Source organism: Alteromonas sp. ABV4_150, assembly GCF_056311745.1.
Window position 1 is genome coordinate 1,845,160 of record NZ_CM149971.1, and the last position, 22,105, is coordinate 1,867,264.

The 22,105-nt window shown below is 41.1% G+C and carries 16 protein-coding genes; 14 read left to right on the forward strand and 2 right to left on the reverse strand.

Translation table 11 applies throughout. From position 1 onward, the window contains the following. Positions 1-690: a hypothetical protein gene (locus tag ACYX4M_RS08095; RefSeq protein ID WP_476082592.1), complete on the reverse strand. Its 690-nt coding sequence runs from the start codon at positions 688-690 to the stop codon at positions 1-3. A gap of 159 nt (positions 691-849) precedes the next feature. Here ACYX4M_RS08095 and ACYX4M_RS08100 point away from each other — a divergent pair, with 159 nt between their 5' ends. The 13 genes from ACYX4M_RS08100 to ACYX4M_RS08160 all read left to right on the forward strand — a co-directional run bounded on the left by ACYX4M_RS08100 (position 850) and on the right by ACYX4M_RS08160 (position 19,249). After that, positions 850-1,293 carry a hypothetical protein gene (locus ACYX4M_RS08100; protein ID WP_476082594.1) on the forward strand — a complete coding sequence of 148 codons (444 nt, stop codon included), beginning with the start codon at positions 850-852 and terminating at the stop codon, positions 1,291-1,293. Position 1,294: 1 nt separating this feature from the next. Next, on the forward strand, positions 1,295-2,596 hold the full coding sequence (locus ACYX4M_RS08105) for a hypothetical protein (RefSeq protein ID WP_476082595.1): 1,302 nt from the start codon (positions 1,295-1,297) through the stop codon (positions 2,594-2,596). Positions 2,597-2,603: 7 nt separating this feature from the next. Beyond that, positions 2,604-3,458, forward strand: coding sequence for a hypothetical protein (locus ACYX4M_RS08110; RefSeq protein WP_476082596.1), 855 nt, complete (start codon positions 2,604-2,606; stop codon positions 3,456-3,458). Continuing rightward, positions 3,458-3,949: a hypothetical protein gene (locus tag ACYX4M_RS08115; protein ID WP_476082597.1), complete on the forward strand. Its 492-nt coding sequence runs from the start codon at positions 3,458-3,460 to the stop codon at positions 3,947-3,949. The genes ACYX4M_RS08110 and ACYX4M_RS08115 overlap by 1 nt, the downstream gene beginning before the upstream one ends. A gap of 1 nt (position 3,950) precedes the next feature. Then, on the forward strand, positions 3,951-4,820 hold the full coding sequence (locus tag ACYX4M_RS08120) for a hypothetical protein (RefSeq protein ID WP_476082598.1): 870 nt from the start codon (positions 3,951-3,953) through the stop codon (positions 4,818-4,820). Continuing rightward, complete coding sequence (locus ACYX4M_RS08125; protein WP_476082599.1) at positions 4,817-6,463, forward strand: MotA/TolQ/ExbB proton channel family protein; 1,647 nt, start codon at positions 4,817-4,819, stop codon at positions 6,461-6,463. The genes ACYX4M_RS08120 and ACYX4M_RS08125 overlap by 4 nt, the downstream gene beginning before the upstream one ends. Before the next feature lie 182 nt (positions 6,464-6,645). Continuing rightward, positions 6,646-6,843, forward strand: a complete 198-nt coding sequence (locus ACYX4M_RS08130) for a helix-turn-helix domain-containing protein (protein ID WP_476082600.1) — start codon at positions 6,646-6,648, stop codon at positions 6,841-6,843. Between the two features lie 72 nt (positions 6,844-6,915). After that, positions 6,916-8,118 carry a helix-turn-helix domain-containing protein gene (locus tag ACYX4M_RS08135; RefSeq protein ID WP_476082601.1) on the forward strand — a complete coding sequence of 401 codons (1,203 nt, stop codon included), beginning with the start codon at positions 6,916-6,918 and terminating at the stop codon, positions 8,116-8,118. A 307-nt stretch (positions 8,119-8,425) separates the two neighbouring features. Continuing rightward, positions 8,426-13,540 carry a PKD domain-containing protein gene (locus ACYX4M_RS08140; protein ID WP_476082602.1) on the forward strand — a complete coding sequence of 1,705 codons (5,115 nt, stop codon included), beginning with the start codon at positions 8,426-8,428 and terminating at the stop codon, positions 13,538-13,540. A 457-nt stretch (positions 13,541-13,997) separates the two neighbouring features. Continuing rightward, a complete protein-coding gene (locus ACYX4M_RS08145; RefSeq protein WP_476082603.1) occupies positions 13,998-14,984 on the forward strand; it encodes an LLM class flavin-dependent oxidoreductase in 987 nt (328 codons plus the stop codon). A gap of 124 nt (positions 14,985-15,108) precedes the next feature. Beyond that, the gene (locus ACYX4M_RS08150; protein ID WP_476082604.1) at positions 15,109-16,131 is read left to right on the forward strand and encodes an ABC transporter substrate-binding protein; all 1,023 of its coding nucleotides are present in this window, start codon (positions 15,109-15,111) and stop codon (positions 16,129-16,131) included. Between the two features lie 19 nt (positions 16,132-16,150). Then, positions 16,151-18,076, forward strand: a complete 1,926-nt coding sequence (locus tag ACYX4M_RS08155; RefSeq protein ID WP_476082605.1) for an ATP-binding protein — start codon at positions 16,151-16,153, stop codon at positions 18,074-18,076. A gap of 102 nt (positions 18,077-18,178) precedes the next feature. Next, positions 18,179-19,249: a GGDEF domain-containing protein gene (locus ACYX4M_RS08160; RefSeq protein WP_476082606.1), complete on the forward strand. Its 1,071-nt coding sequence runs from the start codon at positions 18,179-18,181 to the stop codon at positions 19,247-19,249. A 47-nt stretch (positions 19,250-19,296) separates the two neighbouring features. Here the strand turns inward: ACYX4M_RS08160 and ACYX4M_RS08165 are convergent, their stop codons facing one another. Then, a complete protein-coding gene (locus tag ACYX4M_RS08165) occupies positions 19,297-20,295 on the reverse strand; it encodes an NADP-dependent oxidoreductase (protein WP_476082607.1) in 999 nt (332 codons plus the stop codon). Positions 20,296-20,698: 403 nt separating this feature from the next. Here ACYX4M_RS08165 and ACYX4M_RS08170 point away from each other — a divergent pair, with 403 nt between their 5' ends. Continuing rightward, the gene (locus tag ACYX4M_RS08170) at positions 20,699-22,054 is read left to right on the forward strand and encodes an OmpP1/FadL family transporter (protein WP_476082608.1); all 1,356 of its coding nucleotides are present in this window, start codon (positions 20,699-20,701) and stop codon (positions 22,052-22,054) included. The last annotated feature ends 51 nt before the right edge of the window (positions 22,055-22,105 follow it).

Genomic DNA, 22,105 nt, shown 5'->3' on the forward strand with positions numbered 1-22,105 from the left:
TCATTCATTCTTTACAAGCCTAAGGGACACAAAACCAAGCCCTTCAAAGCTTTTTAACGAAAAAGAGTTTGTTTCGATAACCCCAGCTTGGTACTTCTCATCACCAGGTTCATTTTCAGAGTCACATGAGTAAACAGCTCCTGATGTACCCTTGATCGCGCTGTTAAATGCGATCAAACTGGTTGTACTGTCTAACCCCGTTCCTGACATCCCAAGAACAGTGATTATGTGGCCATCATAATTTGATTCTCCCAGCTTGGTAACACTGGTCAATACCGTATCTCTCGGACTGCTCTGTAGAACTGAAAGTGCATCTTCGATGTTGTTACTGTGTGTTGTGTTATCTGAAATGTATTCCATCCAACGAGTAATATCTGTCTCATATTTCAGTTCAAATGTATATGCGCCTCCAGTGATTGCCTCCATTGCTTTCGGCCATTTTGAATGTAAGTAAGGCGAACCTTGGGTTTCTCGCAAAATTCTACTGAAAGATTTTTCAAGTTCCCTAAGTTTTTCAAACGTGTCTATTTCAAAGCGTTCGTCCCTTTTCATAGCGAGTGACAGAATTGAAGAGTAGCTTTGACAAGTATTGGTTTCCGCCTGTGGCTTCGTGTCAACGTATAAATCTACACCAGACACCATATCACTCCAAAGTATTAAGATAGTGAACGCTAAGTAAAGCCTGAACATGGAAAACCTCCGTCGGTGAAAAACTAAATCATTTGATTTTAACCTTAAGTTAATGCATAAAAGACTAAATTATGAACAGCTTCTTAGCAAATCTGAAAGGTAAACGCTTAATTCAGGATTAGAATTCTGTATTAGGCTGAACAAATTGAGGGTATAGGAATGCCTGAAATAATTAATAATGGCACTAAAGCAGTCAACACTTACGTAACCAAGACTTTTCTACATCGCACCGCGAGTTCAATATTTCTAATCGCGGCATTATCTTCATTCTATTTGTTAGGTGTTTACTCCGGAACAGGGGGACAATATACAGAACTATTAATCTATACCGGATTAGATAAGCACAATGACGGCGAGCCCACTTTCCTTCAAAGATTAGACCTTTCTTCTACAGTAAATAAATCCCTGTATCCAAAGAATATTGCAACAACAAATTCATTAATACTACAAGAAGCTTTGCGAGCAAAAGATTCGATTACTTATTTAGAGCTAGAGCTAGAAAGTATGTTTAACGAAGTGAAACGAGTTAAAGAGGATACTTCGAGGTGTGATGAAATGTTTAGATTGATAGACAGAGCCACTAATTTAAATGAAGGGAATTAAAATGCTTAAGAGAAATAGTTCTTCAAAAGTTGTTTGTTTAGGATTTTGTGCTGCATTGGCAATGGCTCCAATTAAGATGGTTTTCTCTCAGGATAGACAAGTAGAAGACTTGGAAAAAGTTGTTGAAAATTTAAAGCAAATTGGGCTCGCTGAGTCTTCTGCAAATGCTCTGGTAAGTAATCTAGAGAGTGTTCGATCTTCTTTATCAGCACTTGAAAAAGAAAATAGCGAACTAAGAGCAATGACAAACGGTCTAGGGCAAGCTTTAGGGATTGTGACGAGCTCAATAGCTGACACAGCCTCTACTTTAAACAACATGCAACAGAACATCCAAAACGCAGAACTCAAAGCTCAAGAATTTGCTTTCAAATTAAACGAGAGGGAAGCAAAAAGACTTTACGAAGGCGCCCTAGAGAACGGAAGAACAGCACTCAACGAAATGTGGGAAGGTAGGGAAAACTTAAGCAGAGAAGAGTTTGAGCAACTAAAAACTAAATACACGGATGAATTCAATAAGCTGAAAGATGATTTGCAGAAAAAGCGTGCAGAAATTGAATCTGCAATTAGTGAATGTGAAAAAACACAAGTCGTTGACATTTTAAAGTATGTTGACAGCGCTATTAAGGCAGGAGAAAGTTCATTCGATCTGCCTGAATGTGCAAAAAAAGCAAAAGATATAATCTCTGACTATAGAAATGGCAGTATGGTAGCGGAGCAAATGCAAAGTCAAGCTATGAATATGGCCATGATGTTGCTCTCAACAGGTAACCCTTATGCAGCGGCGTTAATGTTTGCTCTTGCAATTCTGAGTGGTGAGCTGGGTGGAGGAGGCGGTAACGGTGGCTCAGATGGTGGCACTGAAGGCGATGGAGTAAGTAGAAGCAGTAATGATGGTAGAGAAGATGGTAACAACGGAGAAGCCCCCGCTGGCACTTCTAAAGGCTCCGGTAGGTCAACAGATGGTGGTGAGTTTGGTGACAATATAGATGGACCATGTAAAGCAAGTTTTAGGAATGGGAGGCTCATAATTTCCGATAAAGCAAACAACTCTAATAGATTCATAATTGAGTGGGATGAGCTGATTTTCGGCAAAGGAATTCCTCAACTCTCAGGTCCAAGAGACCCCAAAGTTAAATCAATAAAGTGTAGCTTAGAAAATAAAGCCTTGGGAATGGTTGTCAATAATGATGGTGGAGATGTTTGCGTACATTTGATTGACAGTGATGGCAGAGTGGAAGATGGCGTTCCAGTAAAAGATCAGGCTTTAGCTGTTCAAATTGGTGACACAAATTACTGCGATTAGGTAGGAAATGGCTAGAAGAAAGGACTCTATTGCAACGTTTTCAGCCGCAGCTGTTGACTTACTATCATGCGGCCTTGCTGCCGCCGCAGTATTATGGCTCTTGGTTTTGCCAAATTCCGGTCAAACTGGTATAGGAACTCAAGAGCGCGTTAATGCAGTGGTAAGGGTATCCCAATACGGTATTGGTCACATTTTTTCCCCTTCAAATTCGCTTGAGCCGGATATTACGGTAGATTTTGGCGATGGTACCCCTTTAGTAAATGCATTCGTTCAAAAGCATAGTTCTCAACAAATTTCAACGGAAAAGAGCGGAAACTGGGTTTCGGAGCTTACTTTTGAATCAACTACATTGGTTGAGGACAAACCCAAAATATCAATTAAAACTAAAGGTTCGCATGGAGCGTTTGCTGGTGATTTATCTATCAATTTTGAAAATGTAAAACCTAATGCAAATGTCACCATTCACGTCCGGATTTGTGAAGCAGATACCGCTCCTCATGCAATTTCAATTCTGCAAGCAGATCGAAAGGGTGTTAACGAAAGAGTTTACTTACATCAAGATATTAATACATTGAACTCTGCTCTTAGCAAGGATGGTTCAACACACGGCTTCGCTAGGTGGTTAATTGAAAATCCCGATTTTTCTATTCAATCCAAGAAAAAATTCGTTCCCTATACGTGGTTAGATGATCATCCAGAAGCGTCCAAAGTTAATTTTAGAGCTACATCAAGAGGGAGTGTCGAAGTATTATTCGATAGGCCTGTCAGAGAGACCAGTGGGGAACAACTCAGTAAGATAGATTACAGTATTATTCGCAAGCTAAAGTGTTGGTCAACTGACCATAAGGAGACTGGGTGCTAATGAGAAGAAGAAAAAGCCCACTCGAAGTTGTCGGCATGTCTTTTTTAGATTTGATTTGTTGCGCGTTTGGCGGAATTTTGTTGCTTTACATCTTAGCTGATAGAACTGACGGAGAGGAAAACCCAGCCACTAAAAGCCTAAGGCTAGTGATAGCTGAGTTACCAAGGACATATCCAGAGAAGTTGGGTATGAGAATAACTGTAAAGGGTAAAACACATTATTGCTGGCCAGGTGTGAAACAAGGATGTGTCAACGGTAAGGTCTTGTGGTCAGCAATTAATGGGAGAACGACCGCAACTATTTTAGGAGCTGATATTGATGGCTATATCGATGTTTTTATGTTGAGAACATCCGATAGGTTTGCCTTTCCTGAACGAGTATGCGTGAGGGTTTCTTCTCCTGGCTCCTCGTTAGACGTTACTCTACCGCTTAAACGCTCAGAAGGATATAGAGCTTCTATTTCTTCAGATGCCAATTATTTAGGGTGCTAAGGTGATAAGAATTCAATCGATACTTAGTTTAGCTTGCTGTCTTCTGATTAAACCGGCATATGCTGAGTCCCCCACAGATAGAGGTAGCGTGCATTTAAATGACTTTGTTTCACAGGTAGCGGACAAAGGATGCCTTTTATCGAAAACCTCTACGTACAACGGTTTGATTTTAGAAAAAGATGGCGAACTTTCGCTGACATTATTTGATTCTAGAGTGTCGGGTGCTTGTGATATGGGGGGAAAGCCTACTGCATGTGCCACTGTAAATATTGACAAACAATACTTAATCAAAATGTATTCAAATTGTCCTTCTGCAAAGCTTGGAAATTTGTATAGTGCCCCTCGCTCCTTATGGCTAGAAAATACAGAGATGTTGCAAACGCTGTTTAGCCTTAACGCAATTGACTCTCTTAGAGAGCAAAACGTTAATATATCAGAAAACTTATCAATCCAGTTTCCATCAGAAGGTCTTGTCATCACAATGCCTGGCGGCGAAAAAACTGTTATTTCGAAGATAAGTGATAGCGTCAGAAGCATAGACGCCAAGGCCCTATTCGAGGCTATAAATAGTCATAGTATACGCACTGAACAGATTAAATGGATTGGACCAAATTACGAATTGATCACAGATACTGGTGAAGTATCTGGGGTTGTTGGTTCTACCGGATTGAGAATAGTGGATTCGGTAGCCTTAAAGGCTCGTATTAAGAAATTTAACTTAGTAGTTCAACTCGAAAGTGAGAGCGAGAGATTTGAAGAGGTTTTAGAGTCACTAATACTTAATTTTTTGGATCCTGAACATGATATATCAACGCTTCAAATCGAAGGTTTTGTTATGGACCCTGTTTTTTATTTGGCGGAGGGGATATGAGAATATTAGGGATACTATTGATGCCATTTATTTGGCTCGGGGTGCACGAATTTAAAGCAGGTTGGTTGTCACATTTGATTTCTGGGCTTTTGCGATTAGCATGTGTTTTTGCTTTGTCTGCTGCACTCCTTGTTTTTATTACTAAGTTATTTCTAACTCCTACTTTACCATTAAAGTCCGATGTAAATAACGAAATAGAGAAGATTGAATCTTTGTTAGCAAGTAGCCAACTAGAAGAATCAAACATCGATTTAGCAAACGTTAAGCTTAGAACTTCTCCAAATTTAATGGAGGACGAAAGAGATGTTGTCTTGAAAAATCAAGAGGAAAAATTCTATAAGTTAATTACTGTATGCGATAAATGTGCAGAGATTGGAGGTGAAGGCGAAATAATACTTTTTGAAATCAAACCATTGATGGCAGAATTTGGTTTCCTGCATAAGTTTTTACCGACATATAATTGGCCATTTTATCAAATAGAATTTTTCTCGGGCCCCTACGTGTTTAGTGCTCAAATGATTGAGGCTTCTCTATCAGGTGGTGAAGTAGGAGGGAGAGAGCTAGATAATTCCGAAATTGAAAAGCTTAGAGCAATCATTGACAATGCTGTGGGCGGATTACCGTCGCCAAACCAAATTGATTTGGTCTCTGCTAGGCGATTGATGGGGCCAATACAACTTGCATGCTATTTGTTGTTTTCATTTGCGCTCATAAATCTATTCCTTTCTCACATGAGCACTGTCTTTCCAAATTATCTGGCAAGAATGCACAAAAGGATTCGACTAAAAGGAGAAACCATAAAAGACACTGAAGGCAGACAGATCTTGTTTTTCGACCCTGACAATGCAAATGGCTATGGCTGTGAGATACCTGTTCCTTGGTCAGATCGTCATCATATTGAAGGTACATCACATGATTTTGAAAGATTTTTTTCCAAGCTACACCAAAAATTCACTGACATGTTTAGTTTCCCAAGGGTATCCCCGGTAATTCCTGTTACAGAGTTGCGAAGAATAGGCTATATGGCTATGCAGAGTGACCCTTCGGCATCCAATGTACCTGCATTTATTTCTGCTCAAGCAGACAGCTTTTTCGAATTATTTGAAGCACATAGTAAATCAATACAGTTTTTAATTTGGGCGATTCCAACACTTGGTTTTGTGGGTACAGTTTTAGGAATTGGTGAGGCATTGTTAGCAACCGTAGATATTCAGTCTTCTGTCCTTTCGAAAAACTCCGCTGCCGAATCTTCTGTCGGTAGTAGTATTGGTGTTGCTTTTGATACGACTTTCGTAGCGTTAATACTAAGTTTTGTATTGATGTTTTTGTATTACGCACTACAAAATGCCCAAGAGAAAATAATTCTTTTCGAGAAACGAACCGCTTTACAGGAAATAATTCAGCCTGGAAACGTGCAACAACCGTTATCAAGTGAGCATGCGGAAGCTCTACTTAAAAGATTTGCTAATGACATCAATAGGTCAGATACGGCTTTTAGTTCACCTTACTCCACCAATAGAAATCAGCAGAGATCTTCTGAAGGGAGATTTCCAATATTGAAGGTTTTCGTATTGATCATTGTACTAGGCGGAGTCTTATACACTGCCATAAACTATTGGGATACTATTGCTGGTGTTCTGTGACCGTAGGATATTAGACAGACTGTCAAACTCTGTTTGAAGGTGCAATGTGTCTATTTAAATTCTTACTAAATGAATACTAATTATCGTATTGATTTATAGTTAAAGTTTTTAAGTGTATGAGAATTTTTTGTTTTTCAACAATTCAACGCTAATGTGATAATTGATTTTGCAACATTAGCTGATTGCTCGGCTTAAAAAAGGCGCGTCTCGACCGTGTCTTAACAGTAAGGCAGCTTGGCGAGTTGCTAGACAAACTGTTTCAGGTCGTAAGTAAGGTAGAGAAAGGACAAAGAAATTTGTCTGTGCATGAGTATGTGCAGTATTGTGAGGCTTTGGGGATTGAAGCTGGTGCAGGTATCAAGATTCTGGCTTGTTCCTAATAACTAGGTTAAATTATTAATTTTCCGCAAATATGAATTTCGTTATAAGTTTAAAAGGATATTAATTCGGTAATGATAGTTGAATTATCTGATACTAGTAATCAGCATATATCGACGTTAAACACATCTGGTTGGATCTCTCAACTAGAAAAAACGGGTAAATCCCATTTAATAAATCAGGTATTCAACGAATTACTTCGGAAACAAGATAAACAGCGGACCTACTTGGGTTCGCCAATAACGCTCGAGTTTCTCAAAGATCCAAATTATTGGTTCGACTATGAGCTAAACCTGCAAATATTTAAGCGTTTTGAAATTTATGGTCTTGATCCTGTGCAGCTTGGTAAAGCAACCGTAAGTCAAACCCTTAACAATAGGGGCAGCATGATTCTCGCTGTAGTTAATTTAGTAGGGCTTGGTCGAACGTTGCAGGGTGTTCAGAGAGTTAATGAGAAATACAACCATAGTAAAATGGCAAAAGTATCTGAAGTGACTTCTACTGGTGGTGTTGTTGAGCTCTTTTACTTTAAAGGCTTTACGCACTTTAGATACGTAACGATGCATAATATTGGTTGTTACTTAGCTGTTTTGGAATATCTTCAATATGAAGAAATTAGCTATCATACTGAAGTTGACATTTTTGGAAATGGTTTAGAGTCTGGTTATTCGAAAATTAGATTCACTTGGAAAAAAAAGTCTAGATTGAGAAATCTCGTAGAGACAGTGCAAAAGCTGCTAGCAGACAAACTTTTGAACAAGTACCTTCGTTCTGACAGCTACCTCCACACTTACCATAGTGACTTAATGCAAAATTATGAATACCAATTATCAATCAAAGAAAATCTTCAGCGTGAACGCGAAGCAGCTCATATTGCGCTCGTAAATCAATATAAGGAAATCATTGCAGAAAAAAATCAAGAGTTATTTAAGACCAAATCTGAATTGGAAGAATCCATACTTGAGTCTAAAAAAATGATTGTCGCGTGGCTTAACGACAATTGCGATAACTCAAACTTAAAAGCCGTGGATCTATCCAACTTTTTGTCGATTTCCGAAACAAAAATGAACTTAAAGCTAAAGTATATGTTCTCATTAACTTTCAAAAAACTCCTTATCAATATAAGGATAGAAAGGGCATGCGCATTACTTACTCATAAGTCTCCAACTGAAGTAGCCTATTCCGTTGGATTCAAAAGCCCTTCTCACTTCTCTGAAGTATTCAAGAAGGAAAAAGGCATTACTCCCTCTCAGTTTAAACAAGAAAAAAGCAAGTAAATCTAAGTATTAGGTTATTTTCGACAGATTTTTCGAAAATCTCGATATACCTCTATTCGATATATATCATTTGTCGGTGTAGTTTTATCTTAAGGTTACTAACGCCAATCGGACAACCAAAATACTACTTAATTATCCAAAGCTTTGTTACCACGATAATACTTTGTGTATCCAAAACGCACTTACATTTGCAAAAGGACTTTTAACGATGCGCCCGATTCTATTTTTATGTCTGCTTCTTACCCTAGTAATTTCGAATAGTGTCAAAGCAAATACAGACGTATCTAACAGTATAAATGAGCCTACAGTGTGGACGCTGGCTGGGAGCCCCTATGTAATTAACTCGTCATACTCAAATTATGCAGCCTTTTCGGTTAATGCGGAATTAACAATAGAGGAGGGTGTAGAGGTCCACTCCACCGATCATTTAGTTGTACGCAGCGGCGGTAAACTGAATGCAGATGGCGTAACATTTACAATTGGATCTCCAACACAGTCATACGACTTTAAAGTTGAAGGTGGTGAAATCAACATTACTAATTCTTCTATTGATGGGTCAGCATTTTATCTTAAGAATGAAGGGAGTGGTGTTCTGCGAAATAATTCTATTGTTATGAATAGAATCATTGTTGATGGAGAGGGCAGTTCGCTATCGACTTACTCTTTGAGTGAAAACTCATATAGCAATAGTGCTTTTGAAATCGTTAATAGTATAGATGTGCCCACATCACTTGATGTTGTTGACGGGGTCTCAAAGTATGTACTTAACACTTCTTATGCAAATTATGCAGTCTTTTCGGTTAATGCGGAATTAACAATAGAGGAGGGCGTAGAGGTCCACTCCACCGATCATTTAATCGTACGCAGCGGCGGTAAACTGAATGCAGATGGCGTAACATTTACAATTGGATCTCCAGCACAGTCATACGACTTTAAAGTTGAAGGTGGTGAAATCAACATTACTAATTCTTCTATTGATGGGTCAGCATTTTATCTTAAGAATGAAGGGAGTGGTGTTCTGCGAAATAATTCTATTGTTATGAATAGAATCATTGTTGATGGAGAGGGCAGTTCGCTATCGACTTACTCTTTGAGTGAAAACTCATATAGCAATAGTGCTTTTGAAATCGTTAATAGTTTAGATGTGCCCACATCACTTGATGTTGTTGACGGGGTCTCAAAGTATGTTCTTAACACCTCTTATGCAAATTATGCAGCCTTTTCGGTTAATGCGGAATTAACAATAGAGGAGGGTGTAGAGGTCCACTCCACCGATCATTTAGTTGTACGCAGCGGCGGTAAACTGAATGCAGATGGCGTAACATTTACAATTGGATCTCCAGCACAGTCATACGACTTTAAAGTTGAAGGTGGTGAAATCAACATTACTAATTCTTCTATTGATGGGTCAGCATTTTATCTTAAGAATGAAGGGAGTGGTGTTCTGCGAAATAATTCTATTGTTATGAATAGAATCATTGTTGATGGAGAGGGCAGTTCGCTATCGACTTACTCTTTGAGTGAAAACTCATATAGCAATAGTGCTTTTGAAATCGTTAATAGTATAGATGTGCCCACATCACTTGATGTTGTTGACGGGGTCTCAAAGTATGTTCTTAACACCTCTTATGCAAATTATGCAGCCTTTTCGGTTAATGCGGAATTAACAATAGAGGAGGGTGTAGAGGTCCACTCCACCGATCATTTAGTTGTACGCAGCGGCGGTAAACTGAATGCAGATGGAGTAACATTTACAATTGGATTTCCAACGCAGTCATACGACTTTAAAGTTGAAGGTGGTGAAATCAACATTACTAATTCTTCTATTGATGGGTCAGCATTTTATCTTAAGAATGAAGGGAGTGGTGTTCTGCGAAATAATTCTATTGTTATGAATAGAATCATTGTTGATGGAGAGGGCAGTTCGCTATCGACTTACTCTTTGAGTGAAAACTCATATAGCAATAGTGCTTTTGAAATCGTTAATAGTATAGATGTGCCCACATCACTTGATGTTGTTGACGGGGTCTCAAAGTATGTACTTAACACCTCTTATGCAAATTATGCAGTCTTTTCGGTTAATGCGGCGTTAACAATAGAGGAGAGTGTAGAGGTCCACTCCACTGATCATTTAGTTGTACGCAGCGGCGGTAAACTGAACGCAGATGGCGTAACATTTACAATTGGATTTCCAACGCAGTCATACGACTTTAAAGTCGAAGGTGGTGAAATTAATATTATCAATTCTACTATTAATGGAACAAACCTTTACTTGAATGCCCCCGGTAGTGGAACTTTAAGCTCTAACTCAATTCATATACCTTTAAAAATTGCAGGAACAAATTATCAAGTTGATAACAATGCCTTTTTTATTGGCTCCCAGCCAGCGATTACAATAGAAGAGAATGGCAACTATGTTTTCAGAAGCAATGACTTTTATGGCACTTCGACTCAAATAGCGGTTCAAAATAACTCAGAAAGTGGGACTGTTGAAATTATTGACTCTTACTTTGGAACTCCAACAGGTCCTTTTCTACCAACAGTAAACCCCAGCGGCTTAGGCCCTTCTGTGTATGGCAACGTAAATATTCCGTCTTGGGTGAGTTCGGCCAATAATCCGAGCCTCGCTCCTCCTGTTAAAGTTCATATAAATATCTTAGGAAACGGAAGTGTTATCTCTTCAGCCGGTGATATTGAATGTTTAGCAACATCTTGTGAACTACTTGTTGATGCTGGAGTAGATGTGACTTTACAACCATTAGCTTCTCCCAATTATGCCTTCTCATCTTGGACTCTGCCTGAATGTGAACTGCAATTGAATTGCACATTTGTAGCCAATTCAAACACCGAATTAACTGTTGAGTTTGCACTCACTAGCGATCTTATTTCTGAGCTAAAAGACTTTGGTGAATTTGAGCATTTTGTCGTATACGAATATTCGAAGGTTTATGACGAGCTGGTTGGGGATAAGCTTGCTCTAAATAATTTCCTCAGAGGTGCATGGAATGTATTAAAGGCAGGTGTTCAAGATAAAGCTTTCGGTTCGGTTGGCATTACACTTGGTTTAGGAAATAATCTGCTTCCACTGAATTGGTTCGGTACTATTCGCAAGTTGTATTCTGAACTTGGAGGTGACAATCAATGGCACTATATACTGTTTGATTCCTCCGGTAACGTAGTGCCAGTGGGGGGGGCTTATTCATCAGGCGAGGTACTTTATCCGGTCATCTTCCTTCGAACAAGGTTTACACTCGCATGTTTGAATGCAAAGACTTCAAGTGATCCTAATGACGATTCACTGTGCGATGAATTAATTGATACAGGACCTCTTAAATTAGAAATCACAGGGTTAGGCACCAATGAACAGTACAACGCTCGTCAGTATAGTATCGAGTTAGAGACTGGTAGGGGTATTAGCGGCTTAAAAAAAGGTATTAGAGATGTGAAACAAGGTGCGCTCTACATGGTTATACCCAGACCATTTAGAGTCGATTTTGAATCGGAAGACTTGCTACCGGCAAATAATTTAGATGCCGGGTTCGCGCTTGATTCACAGTACGGCTATAGAGTCAAAATGAACGTCGGTAATAGAATTCCTCTATTGGACGATGCTGTAGGTTTGACAACAAGTACAGCCATAGGTCATACAGATTATTACGCATTTACAGGGGCTTTTACGCTTACTGAACTTCTGAATGGTGCAACAGGCCAAGATCCGAATGTATTCGACTCTGACGGAGACGGAGTCGTAGACATATTGGAATTTGCAGACTTGGATGCCGACGGAATTTTGGATGTGCACGAGGGCTCAGTGTTAGTTCCGGGAATAGGCGATATAACCGCCGATAAAGTCAAAAATTTAATGGCAATGAGAACTCGTTATTCCGGAAATGTAGCTATTTCAAGCTATGATGATTTTTCTACATGCCCAGCAGTGTCTATTGGCGACAGTAATGGTGGCGAAATTGCAGGGGACACTTGGGTTTACTCAAATAAAGGGCGTATAACCCTTGGCGGTCTTGCTAGAACTCGAGGAACACCGTCACTTTCTTATCAATGTGGTCAAGTTTTAGAAGCTTCTTTAGTTAATCTATCCAATCGCATAAGTCATGGCTTATCAGACTTTGTAATTCATCTTGATGAAACCTGTGAAGAAGCTGATATGGAATGTAGAACAGCAGAGGTTATTATAAAGTTGGCGTTTCCGCTGACAGAGCCAGAGACTAATGAAAGGCTCGTCTATAGAAAATTTTATGCAGGTGACTCCGGTTGGCGCAATTATCAACGCGTATATTCAAGTTCGACGGGATTGGACTGGGAAGCAAAAACTGAAGGTCTATTGACTCCGGGTGATACCTTTATCCGCCTCATATTAACAGACGGTGGTGATGGGGACGCTGATGGAGAATTAAATGGCGTCATTCTCGACCCCGGAGCACCTGTTTACGTAATTGGGGCAACGGCTAATATAAACGCAGAGAGTATTGCATACGAAGGTAGCTCTGCAACGCTCGATGGCAGCGCATCACAACCTGCCAACGAAAACGGCATGCTTGATTTCAGGTGGTCTCAAATCAGCGGGATTCCAGTTTTGATAGACGATGAGACTGCATCATCGACTTCGTTTGAGATCCCTCAAGTAGAGGATGACCAAGAAATTATAATTCAGTTGATAGTTACTGAAAACGGTATTGAAAGTGAACCTGCTAGAAAGGCAATTACCATACTAAATGTAAACAACCCACCTCAAGTTCGAGCGGGAGAAGATCAGTCTGTAACGGAAGGTGATATAGTCACGATAAGCGCATCTGCCACTGACGCCGATGGCCATTCTCTCGAGTTTACTTGGGTGCAGGAGAGTGGTAGCCGCGTTGACCTCACTGGTGCAGATACAGATACTGCTTCATTTATAGCTCCAGAAACTGACGTGTCGATTGAATTGGTATTCAGAGTTAGTGTAAGTGATGGCGAAGATAGCGCTGAAGATACAGTAATTATAACAGTCAATAGAGCAAATCAATCCCCTACGGTAAATGCAGGTGATGATCAAACAGTCGTCGAAGGAAGTAGTGTAACTCTTTATGCTACAGCAAGTGATGCTGATAACGATTCCTTGACGTATAGCTGGACTCAAGTAACGGGAGAGTCTGTCTCTATAAACAACCCGAATAACATAGAAGCAACATTCACTGCCCCGCAAGTAACCAATAAACATGACTTAGAGTTTAAGCTGACAGTCACTGATGGTAAAGCAACAGCGACGGACACTGTAAAGGTTACGGTGACTAATAAGGCTGAGGCGTCAACAACACAGACATCAGACCGCTCTAGTGACTCTGGGGGCGGCGGTTCTTTAGGTATCATTCTTATACTAATGATGTTAACGATAATATGGACAAGGCAAGAAAAATATGAAGCCTAAACCGAAATTCACTTACTAAAGAAAAAGGCAAACTGCAAAGACACCACTTGCTCAAAGTGGTGTCTTACTAACCTGCTAGAGTTATTGTCTGTTTAAAAGCTAAATGAATGAGAAAGGTAAAAGATGACTCCGCCTAAGGGGGAAAGCGGATAGCTTTTCACTAACCAATCCTGATTAGACCAAATATAATATACTTTTGTGAACCTAAATTAATACTCGCCTACATTTAGGTGCTTGAAAACAAAGCCTGCGACTGACAAACTCGCAGGCTTTTTTATTTCTCAGAGGTTTTCGCTGAATGAAAGTAGCAACGCATTAAGCCTATTCACTTATTTACTGACACCACTTCATCGATAAACCCTCCCCAGCCGTCTTAAACAATCAATACAACCGTTGTAAAACGGACGGCACGTTCATACTTATAAATCATTACCGAGTTTCAACAATGCGAGGCACCATGGCTATTCCTTATTCACTGCTCGATTTAGCCCCTATATCTGAAGGGTATAGCGTAAAAGACGCGCTAAACAACTCTAAGCTAATGGCTATGGAAGCCGAGCGCAGTGGCTATGAAAGAGTGTGGTTAGCCGAGCATCACGGCATGCATGGTGTAGCCAGTTCTGCCACCTCTGTAGTGTTAACGCACATTGCTAATGCTACCTCTACCATCAAAATTGGAGCTGGGGGCATTATGCTGCCTAATCATGCGCCTTTGGTTATTGCTGAGCAATTTGGCACGCTAGCAGAGTTATTTCCCAATCGCATAGAACTTGGGCTTGGGAGAGCACCAGGTACTGATATGGCAACGGCAAGAGCGCTTCGTCGTAACTTACAAAGCGACGTAGATAGCTACCCAGAAGACATTCAAGAACTTCAGCATTACTTGGGCACACCTCGGGAAGGTCAGTCAATCGTTGCTGTGCCTGGGGCGAATACCAATGTGCCTTTGTGGTTACTCGGGTCTAGTTTGTATAGCGCACAAGTGGCGGCAAAAATGGGGCTGCCTTATTCATTTGCATCCCACTTCGCACCCGATGCGCTATTCGATGCGCTTCATGTGTACCGCAATATGTTCAAACCTTCGTCCCAATTATCAGCGCCAAAAGCGATGGCAGGTGTAATGGTGGTGATTGCTGAAACCGATGAAGAAGCAGAACTGTTGTTCACATCGGTGAAGCAGCAATTTATGAACATGCGACGTGGCCTTAACAAGCCGTTCGCAAAGCCTATGCATAACTTTAGTGAATACTGTACGGTACCAGATGAGGCCATGTTATCAAGTGTACTCAGATATGCCTTAGTTGGCTCGAGAGAAACCGTGCAACGCAAGCTCGCTGAATTTATCGAAGCAACGGATATTGATGAGATTATTGTGTCTATGCCCATTTACGATATAGACGCGCGTTTATTCAGCGTTAGGGCGTTTGCAGACATCGTGTTTTAATGCACAAAACTTTATGAGTAGCTTTTAATACTTGGTTATAACTTCTTCTATGCAATGGCATAGAATAACTTTATGATATGAAAAGAAATACATATTTTCATTTAGTTATTACAGGTTTACAGTCATGCCAAAGGTCTGGTTTTCCTTTTTCTTTGCCTTTGCGTCTCTCGCAGCGGGCCTAAGTTCTGCACATGCGAAAGAAGCGCTGGACCTTGTCATCATTGAAACGCTCCCCGTTCCTATCGTTGCTGAATCGCGAGATGAGTTTGTAAAAGAGCTTGTTCGAATTATGCCCGAGCACGATATCAACGTAACCACATACAATGCTGAAGGAGCCGAGACTCGCGCTAAAGAAATACTGAGCGAACTGGCGCAAGAGCCAGAGCCTGATCTCATTGTGTCCATAGCGACTTTGGCCACTCGCGCGTTGAATGCGTCTGAAGAGTTTATTGATACGCCTAAGCTTTTTATGGCGGTTTCTTCCCCTGTTGAAGAGGGGATAGTTCCGGCTATTGGCGCGATAAGTGAACGCAATATGACAGGCGAGTCTCATGTACTTGATGCGAAAGTAAAGCTTGATATGTTAGATGGCGTGCTCAGAGCATCAAATCCTGCGTCTCCATTTACTATAGCTTTAGTACATTCAACCTATCCCTCATCGAGTAATCTGGTAAACCAACTACTAGCGTTAGATAGTGAGTATGAAAATATAAACTTAGTCGAGGTCAGCACGCCTTATTTAGAAGGTGATGAAGGACTTGTTCAAATGACGGATAGTATTGTTGATAGATTAGGACAAAATAGCTCAAAACTTGATGGCTACTGGTTATCTTCAGGCCCTTTAGCTGAAGCCAGTGGGTTGGTGGAGAAGGTTAAAGAGAAGACTGGATTGCTTCCTCTATTTGCTGAAAGTATTGCATCAGTAAAAAAAGGTGCGCTTATCGGTGTGGTATCTGAATCAAAAAGTATTGGCAAATCAGCAGCAAGAAAAGCAAAGCTGATACTGCAAAGAAATTCGGCGAGAGACATTCCTGTTGGTAAAATGGATACGTACACTGTTGCGGTGAATGTTGCTACGGCAATTAAACTACAATTGCCCATTCCTTCCAATTATTTGAAGCTCTCTAAAGAGCATGTGTATCAATAAGGTCTGATTAGAAGTAAGTATGCGGATTAAATCAAAACTGCTAGTCATCTACATTCCAATACTTTTAATTGGTATGGCACTTACTGGGTATTGGGCTTATTTAACCGCGTACGACTCGGTGCGCGAGAGAGAATATCAGCTTCTTACTCAAACCCTTACGTTGAACGTTTTAGAAATTATCGATGAGAGGCGAGAACTGCTCATTGAATCTGGGCTAGAGAATGTTCCTGTGTTTCGCGAGGCTTATCAAAACGAAGTGTTTGAAGAGTTAAAATCGCTGCAACAAGCTACAAACAGACATTTTGCTATTAATGACACAAGCACAAATACTGTCATATTTAGCACGGCCGATAATGCGTTAGTACTTAATGTAGAAGACGCTAATTTGGCGACTATTGCCAACCGGCGTGTGGCGTTTGGCGAGTCGAACGTAAATGATATGGATGTATTGTTTGCGTGTGCTGAATTTGCGCCATGGAATTGGAAAGTTACCGTATTGCAGCCTGCTGACGCACTGCAATCTTCCTTGTCTACTATTGCGTGGCTAACGTCACTAGTGACGCTATTTGCTGTCGTTATTGTTAGTTTGCTTATGGGAAGAGTCACACAGGTGTTTGTTGTTGCTCCTATCGAAAAAATAAAATCAGCAGCGAGTCGCATTGCCCTCGACCATAAGAGGGTCAGCATAGACTTACAGCAGAACGACGAATTGGGTAGTTTAGCGCGAGACGTTGAGGCAATGTCTGGAGAAATCGAGCAGTATGTTGCTCAAGCTCAGCAAGCAAACCGCGCTAAAACCGATTTCCTAGCGGTAATGAGTCATGAGATACGCACGCCGCTAAACGGTATCCAAGGGTTGGCAACATTGCTTTTAGATACACAACTGTCTGACAAGCAGCATCAGTATGCCAGCGATTTGAAGTCTTCAGCATCTATTCTTGCTACTGTTATAAACGATGTATTAGACCTTTCTAAGATTGAATCGGGTGTGTCGGAAATTGATGTGACAGAGTTCGACCTTGACTCAATGCTCAACGACCTCATTACGCTATTAGGCACGAACGCTAGCGCGAACAGTACACGGTTAGTTTATAAAAGCAAAAACTTAGAGTCTGTGGCGGTAACCAGCGATATCACTAAGCTTCGCCAAATTATTATCAATTTGGTCAGCAATGCTATTAAGTTTACTCACAAAGGTACGGTGAGAATTTCCGCTAAACTTAAACAGCCTTCAACAGAAACTATGAGCGATAACCGTTTAGTCATTGCGGTAAAAGATACTGGTATTGGTATCGAAGCTGAAAGGCTTGATCATATATTTGATAAATTCACCCAGTCCGACTCTTCTATTACCCGCAAATATGGCGGTACTGGACTTGGTCTTGCCATAGCTAAGCAGCTAGCCCAGATACTTGGCGGCGATATAAAAGTTGTTAGTACAGTGGGTGAAGGGTCATGCTTTACTGTTACAGCAGAGGTTCAGTCACGGCTTATCTCAGATTCATCACCCGAATCTTCATCGGCGCGTCAAGCCCTCAGCACTGACCTACCAACAGGCTTAAAGGTGTTATTGGCGGAAGACAACGCAATTAACGCGGTAGTCGCACAGGCGTTACTAGAGCAGCTAAACTGTAATGTCGAGCATGTTGATAATGGGTTAAAAGCAGCCGCACGGGTAGAAGAGGGCGGAATTGATGTGGTCTTCATGGATGTGCATATGCCTGTCATGGATGGGATTGAAGCGACTAAGCGCATTAGAAAACTTGAGGGTGACCTTAGCCAAACGCCGGTTATAGGGCTTACCGCAGAAGCGTTTAAAGAGCGCCATGTTTCATTTAAGCAGGCAGGGATGGACGACATAGTTACAAAACCTGTCACCGTCGAGGCGCTCCAAGAAAGTTTGTTAAAACTGGCGCTTAGCCAAGAAGTCTCTGATAATACTTAAAGCAGTTCTGCGTAAATGCGTACCGCTAGCATAGCCGGTGGCAATTGTCATGATTGGCTATGTTGGAAAACTTTAATGGATATATTCTTATCAAGGTGATGCGTGCACAGCAACAGACCCAGTGAACTTCGCAGGCTTAGAATCGCTCTTATCATAGGCGCAGTTCTGGTGCTTTTGTTCATGGCTGCCGACTTGGTGTTAATTCCTAGTAGTATGTTCGAGCTCTATATCTTCGACCGTCTACTGCTTCAATTTCCTATTGTAATCGCCGTCGTTGTACTCTCTTTTTGGCGTGATTTCATACGGTACAGAGCGTATATTTTTACAGGTTTGCTTGTAGCCCTTTCCTACAGCAATTATTGGCTGATTTGGGTATGTTGGGAAGAGTACAATTTTATTTTTCCTTACGAGGGCACCATTCTATATGCGTTCTTTTGCGTATTTGCCTTGGGTATCCCATTTAAATTAGCGATAGCAGCTAATGTTATTAATATCTTTGGGTTTTTAGGGTTGATGTGGTTAGCACCAGTTTACGGTGACAGGGTGCTAATCTCAGCTGCGTTTGTAACAGGTTCTCTGTTTATATGTGTTTATGCTAAGTACAGATTAGATCGCAGTGTGCGCATGCTTAAAGAAACTAACGATCGCTTATTGAAACTTAGCAAGTTCGACCCGTTGACGGACTTACTTAACCGGCGTGCCCTGCGAGATCAAAGTGAAAAACTGTTGGCCTTGAGTAAGCGTCATAATGTCTCTATGGCAGTATTAATGCTCGATTTAGACGACTTTAAAAAATACAACGACAGTTTTGGTCACCAACAGGGCGATGAAGCAATAAAAGTGCAGGCACGTATTATGAAAGAGGTGCTTAAGCGCGAAACTGATATTTTGGGCCGCTACGGTGGCGAAGAATTTATTGTTGTTTTAAGCGATATCAGTAAAGAACAGGTTGAAAAGCACGCGCAAACAATACTGAATAAATGGAACGACACTAAACTTAAACATGCTGATGAAGCCAAGCACCCTTTTATGAGTTGTTCAATTGGTGTGTCTTACGCCAATTCAGTTGGCGAGTTGTCCATTGATAGGCTCATTGATGAAGCTGATAAAGCACTCTATGAAGCGAAAGAAAAAGGTAAAGCTCAGTATGTGGTAATAGAAGCACAGTGTTAAAGTTAACACCGTGCTTTTGATTTAAACAGCATTCTTCATTTTAAAAATTACAGCTTCACTATCATTTTTCCGGTGTTTTTACCTTCAAACAACATGTTTAAGCCTTTTTCAGCGTTATCTAACCCATCAATGGTATGGGCACGGTACTTTATCTTACCTTGCTGTACGTATGGAGTAAGCTTCTGTAAAAGTTGTGGGATTTCACCCCAATGGTCTGGCATCGCAAATCCACGAACGTTAATACGCTTTTTAATTAACGGGATCCAGTTAGGGCCAGGTGATGGCTTTTCTGATTGGTAATCGGCAATCATTCCGCATACGACAATACGACCATGTGCATTCATCCTGTTGAATATGTGGTGCTGGATAGGGCCACCCGTGTTTTCAAAAAATACATCAATTTTATCTGGTGTTAGCTCAGCCAGCTTTTTCTCCAAGTCGTCAGTTTTGTAGTTAATTGCACCGTCAAAACCTAACTCGTTCACAATCCAGTCAGCCTTATCGTCACTACCCACGACACCAATTACGCGAAGCCCGTCTGCTTTTGCTAATTGACCTACAATTGAACCTACCGAGCCTGCTGCTCCTGTAACAATGAGGGTCTCGCCCTTCTTTGGCTCGCCAAAGTTGTAAAGCCCTGTTGTCGCGGTTAAACCCGGTAGCGCAAATACACAAAGTGCCATTTCTTCTGTCACGCCTTGCTGAAGCTTATTGAAGCCTGAGCCATCACTTAGCACATATTCACTCCAGCCGGTCATGCCCATAACTTTGTCGCCAACTGAAAAGTCTGGATTATTAGACTCAACTACTTCGCCCACACCGCTCGAGCGCATAACATCGCCAAGCTCTACAGGAGGAATATAACTCTCTCTGTCTTCACTCATCCAACCTAACATGGCAGGGTCTAGAGACATGTGAGTTTGCTTAATTAGAATTTGACCATCTTTTGGTGTGGGTATTTCAAGCTCTTTTGTCTCAAACAAGTGTGGGCCAATTTTTCCATCTTCGGGACGCTTTACCAGCGTGATAGCTTTATATGTTGACATTGTATCCTCCTGTAACATGTGAAAGGTTTTTGGTGATGTGCCTAAGTATTTGCCTAGTATTGAAACGCAATATGCATAGCTGAGATCACCCATCAATTGTAAAGATAGGGTGGGGCTTATTGTTATAAACACAACCAAAAGGAATCTGTACCCCTAAATTTGAGTGAATGAAAAAGATAATTCCAATAGTTGCTGGTACTAGTTGCCTAACAATGTTGTTAACATTATTGTGATCTTTGGTTAACTTGGCTTTATCAATTTTGTCTACAAATGCGTCGAAGTTGTAGCTAAAATTGTAAATAATGCGATAAAAGTGCGTAAATAACGTTTACTTGCATTGAACAAAACTACTCATATCCGTAAAATGCCCGCTGCAATTTTCCCCTATTACAATGAGTATTTTATGAAGCAACAGTTTTCTTTACGTGCCTCAGTTTGCTTAGCGCTTGCTACCTTAGCCTCTTCTTCTGCGCTGGCAGCTGGTTTCCAAGTTAATGAACACAGTGCAAATGGCCTAGGCCGTGCTATGGCCGGTCAAGCGGCAAAGCCAGAGAATGCCTCTATTCTTGCAACCAACCCTGCAGCAATCGGTGTATTTAAAGAAGCTGAATTCAGTACGTCAGTAAGTTTTATCGACCCAAATGTAGATATTAACGGTGCGGTTACTTATGACCTTGGCGACACTACCGTTGGTGCTGGTGCAGCGCAAGAAGACAACATCGCTGATACTGCAATAGTGCCTGGTTTCTTCTATGTTTCGCCTATCAACGATGAACTATCTGCGGGTGTTGGCGTTTTCACCACTTACGGCCTTCGCTCAGATTATTCAGACGATTTCGGTGCGCTTCACTTCGCTGATACAGCAGAAGTAAAAACCGTAACGGTTAACCCTGCTATTTCCTATAAAGTGAATAAGCAACTTATGGTTGGTTTTGGTTTGAACATCACATATGCAGAAGCTGAAATCGGCTCTGGCGTTTCAAACACACTTGTAGACACTTTAGTCGCTTTCGCGCCAAACGCTGAAGCTCTAGGTGTAACGCTACCAGAGCTTACTGCTGGGAATTCTCTGTTTAGCATGGAAGGTGATGACATAGGTTTTGGTTGGAACGCGGGTGTTTTCTGGCAGCCGACGGATATGACTAATATTGCGCTTTCATACCGTGCGGAAACAAAATTAGAACTTGAAGGTGACGTCTCTTCAGAAACGCCTATTTTCCCTATTAACCTTAATCAGCCTGGTAGCCTAGATTTAAACCTTGCTGCTATTACAGAGCTAGCGGTTGATCAAAAAATCGATAACCAGTGGTCTGTACAAGCAAGCTTGACGTTCACCGACTGGAGCACGTTTGAGAAGCTTGAAGCTAATCTAGAAGACGGCGTCGATTTCTTAATTAAACAAGAAAACTTTGATGACTCGTGGCGTGCGGCTCTTGGTGTAACTTACATCTTAAGTGACGAAATCACCCTTCGTGCAGGCTATGCTTATGATGATGGCGTGGTATCTGTAGAAAACCGCTCACTAAGTATCCCAGACACTGACCGTCACTGGTTCTCTGGTGGTATGACTTACACCATGAGCGAAGATACGTCGATTGACCTTGCCTATGTATTCATCGATGGTCGTGAAGCAGATATCAATAAAGACAGAACTATTTTAAACAATGTTCTTCCTAGTACGAACTTTACCACGAACTTCACTGGTACTCAGTCGGCTACAGCGCACATTCTAAGTGTTCAGATGAACACTCGCTTCTAATAAAAAGAAGCTAAAAACACGAAAAAGGCAGCGCTTGTTACGCTGCCTTTT

Excerpts from the sequence above, each read along its gene's own strand:
- ACYX4M_RS08095 (WP_476082592.1), bottom strand. The coding sequence starts at position 690 with ATGTTCAGGCTTTACTTAGCGTTCACTATCTTAATACTTTGGAGTGAT.
- ACYX4M_RS08165 (WP_476082607.1), bottom strand. The coding sequence starts at position 20,295 with ATGTCAACATATAAAGCTATCACGCTGGTAAAGCGTCCCGAAGATGGA.
- ACYX4M_RS08100 (WP_476082594.1), top strand. The coding sequence starts at position 850 with ATGCCTGAAATAATTAATAATGGCACTAAAGCAGTCAACACTTACGTA.
- ACYX4M_RS08105 (WP_476082595.1), top strand. The coding sequence starts at position 1,295 with ATGCTTAAGAGAAATAGTTCTTCAAAAGTTGTTTGTTTAGGATTTTGT.
- ACYX4M_RS08145 (WP_476082603.1), top strand. The coding sequence starts at position 13,998 with ATGGCTATTCCTTATTCACTGCTCGATTTAGCCCCTATATCTGAAGGG.
- ACYX4M_RS08155 (WP_476082605.1), top strand. The coding sequence starts at position 16,151 with ATGCGGATTAAATCAAAACTGCTAGTCATCTACATTCCAATACTTTTA.
- ACYX4M_RS08115 (WP_476082597.1), top strand. The coding sequence starts at position 3,458 with ATGAGAAGAAGAAAAAGCCCACTCGAAGTTGTCGGCATGTCTTTTTTA.
- ACYX4M_RS08135 (WP_476082601.1), top strand. The coding sequence starts at position 6,916 with ATGATAGTTGAATTATCTGATACTAGTAATCAGCATATATCGACGTTA.
- ACYX4M_RS08125 (WP_476082599.1), top strand. The coding sequence starts at position 4,817 with ATGAGAATATTAGGGATACTATTGATGCCATTTATTTGGCTCGGGGTG.
- ACYX4M_RS08110 (WP_476082596.1), top strand. The coding sequence starts at position 2,604 with ATGGCTAGAAGAAAGGACTCTATTGCAACGTTTTCAGCCGCAGCTGTT.
- ACYX4M_RS08170 (WP_476082608.1), top strand. The coding sequence starts at position 20,699 with ATGAAGCAACAGTTTTCTTTACGTGCCTCAGTTTGCTTAGCGCTTGCT.
- ACYX4M_RS08150 (WP_476082604.1), top strand. The coding sequence starts at position 15,109 with ATGCCAAAGGTCTGGTTTTCCTTTTTCTTTGCCTTTGCGTCTCTCGCA.